The organism is Streptomyces sp. NPDC052107 (assembly GCF_040680215.1).
GTDB lineage: Bacteria > Actinomycetota > Actinomycetes > Streptomycetales > Streptomycetaceae > Streptomyces.
This window is the reverse complement of the sequence record NZ_JBFAWG010000256.1, coordinates 1-1941: the sequence shown is the minus strand read 5'-3', so window position 1 is coordinate 1941 and position 1941 is coordinate 1. Positions and strand designations below refer to the sequence as shown.

Here is a 1941-nt window from a genome sequence, read left to right as displayed (position 1 = left end):
GGATTCTGACGCCTGCCGCTATGTCTCAACCGCCTGACCAGCAGGTTTGCCATGCATCACCTGCCAGAAGGCCGATTTGCTGCGGAACTCCGGCGTCACGAGCCCGGGAAAACCGTGAAACGAGTCGAAACCCTCACCGAACACGTCCGCCTGAAACAGCAGCGAGGATAAAGATCAAGCTTAGAAGCTGTTGTCGTTCCGATCTTGAGGGGTGCGCGTCGAACGGGAGTCTCGATCGGGTGATTGCAGCTGGCCGCGGGCATGGGAACAGGGCCTCTTGGTAGCTCGGGGTTGCGAAGCCAACCGAGATCCGGGAGACCCTGTTGCCGCAGTTGTACGTGCTCGCGCCGGTGGAGTTCAACTTGGCTGCACCGACGTGTGATTGTGTCGCTCACCGGTTCGGGAATGCGGCCGATCATCCGGAACGTGTTCGGCGGTATCCCTCGGACATGACGGACGCGGAGTGGGCCGTGGTCCGGCCGCTGCTGCCGGTGCCGGGCTGGCTGCGTGGCCGGGGCGGCCAGCCGGAGGCGTACTGCCACCGAGCAATGCTCGATGCGATCCGGTATCTCGTGGACAACGGGATCAAGTGGCGGGCGATGCCTGCCGACTTCCCGCCGTGGGACCGGGTCTATGCGTTCTTCCGCCGCTGGCGTGACCATGGCCTGGTCAGGGAGTTCCACGACCGGCTGCGCGGACAGGTCCGCGAGAAGCCGGGCCGTGATGCGGAGCCGACGGCCGCGGTGATCGACTCCCAGTCGGTCAAGGCGGATGCCGTCGTCGGATCGGAAAGCCGTGGCTTCGACGGCGGCAAACTAATCAACGGGCGCAAGCGGCACGTCGTGGTCGAAACCCTCGGCCTGCTCCTCGCGGTGATGGTCACCGCCGCGGATGTCGGCGACCGCACCGCTGCGAAGGTCCTGCTCGAGCAGGTGGCCGACGCGCACCACCGGTTGGCCCTCGTCTGGGCAGACGGCGGCTACACCGGCAGCCTCGTCGAGCACTGCCTGGCCGCGTTCGCCTTGGTCCTGGCGATCGTCAAGCGCAGCGACGACATGCGAGGCTTCGTGGTGCTGCCCAAGCGGTGGATCGTCGAGCGCCTCTTCGCCCACCTGATGCGAAGCCGCCGCCTGGTCCGCGACTTCGAGCGCCGCACCACCAGCGCCGAGGCGATGATCTACTGGTCGATGACCGTGCTCATGACCGGCCGTCTGGCCCGGCCACAGCGCGGGCAAGCGTGAACCGGCCCGGCGCAGGCTCGGCCAGCCAACCCCGCGCAACCAGGCGTTTCGCCTTCGAGCGCAGCGCCTCCACCCGGGCCGGCACCACGTCCATGCCGAACGCGGCGGCCATCTCCTGGCATGTCAGCGGCCCTTGGCCGAGCCGCCCCCGGTCCGCGAGGGCCTTGAGGATGCGCTGATAGTCCGCCGACAGCACCGACCGGGCAAGCCCCTGGCGCCATACCGGCACCTGCGTCTTCGGCTTCGCCGCATCCCGGGCCGTCGGCGGCGCGTCTGCCTTCTGCGGATCCGCGGTGGCCTCGGCCTCGGCGGTGTTGCCGTCGTCCGGAGCCAGCACCGTATCGACCCGCCTGCGGGCGATCATCCACTCCTGCCACTCCTGCTCGGCCGCGGCCAGCTCGGCCTGGACACGGTCGACCTCCTCCCGCAGCTCGTCCACGCGTCGGCGAGCAGCGAGCTCATGCTGTTCCAGCAGTCCAACGACCGACGGCATCCGCGACCTCCCGGAGAGCGGCGACACGACAGGCCACAGCTCCCACGGAACCACCGGACCTATGCCTGACCAGCTAAAACGCCGCCTTCAGGTTCGGAACGACAACAGCTTCTGAGCTTGATCTTTATCCTCGCTGCTGTTTCAGGCGGACGTGTTCGGTGAGGGTTTCGATTCGTTTCACGGTTTTCCCGGGCTCGTGACGTGGGG

At 67.4% G+C, this 1941-nt stretch carries 2 protein-coding genes; one reads left to right on the top strand and one right to left on the bottom strand.

The annotated features are described in order from the left end of the window. Positions 1-449 precede the first annotated feature (449 nt). The gene (locus AB0M27_RS47580) at positions 450-1241 is read left to right on the top strand and encodes an IS5 family transposase (protein ID WP_365732433.1); all 792 of its coding nucleotides are present in this window, start codon (positions 450-452) and stop codon (positions 1239-1241) included. Here the strand turns inward: AB0M27_RS47580 and AB0M27_RS47575 are convergent. Further along, a complete protein-coding gene (locus AB0M27_RS47575; protein WP_365732432.1) occupies positions 1198-1734 on the bottom strand; it encodes a hypothetical protein in 537 nt (178 codons plus the stop codon). The genes AB0M27_RS47580 and AB0M27_RS47575 overlap by 44 nt on opposite strands. Between the last annotated feature and the right edge of the window lie 207 nt (positions 1735-1941).

Coding starts and splice junctions, on each gene's coding strand:
- AB0M27_RS47580 (WP_365732433.1), top strand. CDS start 450: ATGACGGACGCGGAGTGGGCCGTGGTCCGGCCGCTGCTGCCGGTGCCG.
- AB0M27_RS47575 (WP_365732432.1), bottom strand. CDS start 1,734: ATGCCGTCGGTCGTTGGACTGCTGGAACAGCATGAGCTCGCTGCTCGC.